General features: G+C 50.9%; 4 protein-coding genes. All 4 read right to left on the bottom strand.

Features of this window, described 5'->3' with window-relative positions:
- Nucleotides 1-55 precede the first annotated feature (55 nt).
- Nucleotides 56-268 carry a hypothetical protein gene (locus R7Q41_RS23880; RefSeq protein WP_318144695.1) on the bottom strand — a complete coding sequence of 71 codons (213 nt, stop codon included), beginning with the start codon at nucleotides 266-268 and terminating at the stop codon, nucleotides 56-58.
- 60 nt (nucleotides 269-328) lie between these two features.
- Complete coding sequence (locus R7Q41_RS23875; RefSeq protein ID WP_318144694.1) at nucleotides 329-619, bottom strand: hypothetical protein; 291 nt, start codon at nucleotides 617-619, stop codon at nucleotides 329-331.
- A gap of 61 nt (nucleotides 620-680) precedes the next feature.
- Nucleotides 681-1,214 carry an aminoglycoside nucleotidyltransferase ANT(2'')-Ia gene (gene aadB, locus R7Q41_RS23870; RefSeq protein WP_000381802.1) on the bottom strand — a complete coding sequence of 178 codons (534 nt, stop codon included), beginning with the start codon at nucleotides 1,212-1,214 and terminating at the stop codon, nucleotides 681-683.
- 144 nt (nucleotides 1,215-1,358) lie between these two features.
- Nucleotides 1,359-1,903: serine hydrolase (locus R7Q41_RS23865; RefSeq protein ID WP_318144693.1), on the bottom strand; the 545-nt coding region annotated here is incomplete at its 5' end.

The raw sequence follows: 1,903 nt of genomic DNA, 5'->3' as shown, positions 1-1,903 counted from the left end.
AGCGTCAGGGCTGGCCAGCAGGTCGCCGGTCTGCTTGTCCTTTTGGTCTTTCATATCAGTCACCGAGAAACTTGCCGGGGCCGAAAGGCTTGTCTTCGCGGAACAAGGACAAGGTGCAGCCGTCAAGGTTAAGGCTGGCCATATCAGCGACTGAAAAGCGGCCAGCCTCGGCCTTGTTTGACGTATAACCAAAGCCACCGGGCAACCAATAGCCCGTGTCACTTTTGATCAGGTAGACCGACCCTGAAGCGCTTTTTTCGTATTCCATAAAACCCCCTTCTGTGCGTGAGTACTCATAGTATAACAGGCGTGAGTACCAACGCAAGCACTACATGCTGAAATCTGGCCCGCCCCTGTCCATGCCTCGCTGGCGGGGTGCCGGTGCCCGTGCCAGCTCGGCCCGCGCAAGCTGGACGCTGGGCAGACCCATGACCTTGCTGACGGTGCGCTCGATGTAATCCGCTTCGTGGCCGGGCTTGCGCTCTGCCAGCGCTGGGCTGGCCTCGGCCATGGCCTTGGCGATCTCGTCCGGCTCCCGGCCCTTGCTGGCCAGCTTCATGGCCGCGATAAAGTCGCACTTGCTGAGGTCGTCACCGTACCGCTTGACCAGCCCGGCCATTTCGCTGCGGTAACACCTGAGTTAAGCCGCGCCGCGAAGCGGCGTCGGCTTGGACGAATTGTTAGGCCGCATATCGCGACCTGAAAGCGGCACGCAAGACCTCAACCTTTTCCGCCCCGAGTGAGGTGCATGCGAGCCTGTAGGACTCTATGTGCTTTGTAGGCCAGTCCACTGGTGGTACTTCATCGGCATAGTAAAAGTAATCCCAGATGATCGCCTCCCAGCTGTTACAACGGACTGGCCGCCCGGCGATGACGCCCTCAGCCGCCTCTGGGCACGAGCCCTGCGGAGCCTCCGCGATTTCATACGCTTCGTCTGCCCACCAAGCAGGTTCGCAGTCAAGTAACTCATCCCCGATCTCCGCTAAGAATCCATAGTCCAACTCCTCCATGACGCGCCCGCCGAGCATTTCAACTATTGCCTCGAGCTCGCCGCGCCTCTCGCCGGGAAACGTCAGATCAATATCATCGTGCTTGCGTGTTACACGCCCTAGCCGTGCATCGATCGCCCAGCCCCCACCGATCCAGAGCGGCAGATTTCGCTCATCTGCCGCAGCTAGAATTTTGTGTATCAATGTGACCTGCGTTGTGTCCATGCGGCCTAACGGTTTGGGCTATGGGCAGTGGCGGTTTGCGTGAGCCTTTCCTGTCAAACCGAGAAAACGCTCGGGCGGGCTACCGACTTTGCAAATTGCACTTCAACCCGCCATTGCCTATGAGCCAGTGTTAGCGGTAGTTTTTTATTTATTCAAATAGTAATCCCACGTTATTTTTGCAATGTCTGAAATAATCTTTTCATTAATTTCCGAAGTTTCTTTGGACTCTGCAACAAATACGCTTATAAAAATTAATTGTCCATTCGGTAAAGTAATTACCCCAACATCATTAGTGGCTGCTGCAATTCCATTATTTATTCCGGAAGTCCCTGTTTTATGAGCAACAATTGTATTCTTTGGTAATTGTCCTTTTAATCGGTTACTTCCTGTTGTTGTTTCTCTCATAATTTTCCAAATAAAATCATAACTTTTTTTAGAAAGTAATTGGTTCTTATTATTATAAGTATCTATTAACAGTTTGTTCATCGCTGTTGGGGTTGCCCAATTTTGATATTGGGTATTCCAATCCTTGTGCATTTGTTCTTCGTTTGCTTTGATTGAAATATCAGTGAAATGATTAGCATTCAAGAATTTTTGAACAGAATCAGTTCCTCCGATTAATTTTAGCAAAATATCACAACCAATATTGTCGCTCTCTGATACTGTATAATTTAGTATTTGTTCAATCG

Origin of the sequence: Vibrio sp. 2096, assembly GCF_033339595.1 — a bacterium.
Taxonomy (GTDB): Bacteria; Pseudomonadota; Gammaproteobacteria; order Enterobacterales; family Vibrionaceae; genus Vibrio; species Vibrio alginolyticus.
The sequence above is the reverse complement of the archived record's forward strand: the minus strand, read 5'-3'. Positions and strand labels throughout refer to the sequence as shown.

Coding starts and splice junctions, on each gene's coding strand:
- aadB (WP_000381802.1), bottom strand. CDS start 1,214: ATGGACACAACGCAGGTCACATTGATACACAAAATTCTAGCTGCGGCA.
- R7Q41_RS23880 (WP_318144695.1), bottom strand. CDS start 268: ATGGAATACGAAAAAAGCGCTTCAGGGTCGGTCTACCTGATCAAAAGT.
- R7Q41_RS23875 (WP_318144694.1), bottom strand. CDS start 619: ATGGCCGGGCTGGTCAAGCGGTACGGTGACGACCTCAGCAAGTGCGAC.